The sequence below is a fragment of the Bradyrhizobium uaiense genome, from assembly GCF_010811875.1.
GTDB lineage: Bacteria > Pseudomonadota > Alphaproteobacteria > Rhizobiales > Xanthobacteraceae > Bradyrhizobium > Bradyrhizobium uaiense.
Genome location: NZ_VKHP01000776.1, coordinates 1 through 249, shown reverse-complemented (window position 1 = coordinate 249; position 249 = coordinate 1). Strand labels below are relative to the sequence as shown.

Sequence of the window (249 nt, the reverse complement as noted above, 5' to 3'; positions counted from 1 at the left end):
TTGCGAAGCCGGGCTCCACACGCTGCACTGCGGCCGCGCGGCGATCAGGCCGCGGCACACGGAGCTCGGTCGGCATGATAGGATAGGGCACGGCCCACCGAGGCGGGGCCATTGAACAGACAGCGCGTGTCGCCGGGGTCGAAGTCCTTCAGCTGAAAGCCCTTGCCGCTGGAAATGCGGAACGGGTGGATATACTTCTGGATCTGGTCGAGAATCTCTTTTCTCGGCATGAAGTGTCCTCCCTTCTTA

1 protein-coding gene is annotated in these 249 nt (G+C 62.2%); it reads right to left on the bottom strand.

The annotated features are described in order from the left end of the window. Positions 1 to 44 precede the first annotated feature (44 nt). A partial coding sequence (locus FNJ47_RS47420) for a hypothetical protein (RefSeq protein WP_206685433.1) occupies positions 45 to 249 on the bottom strand: 205 nt, incomplete at its 5' end.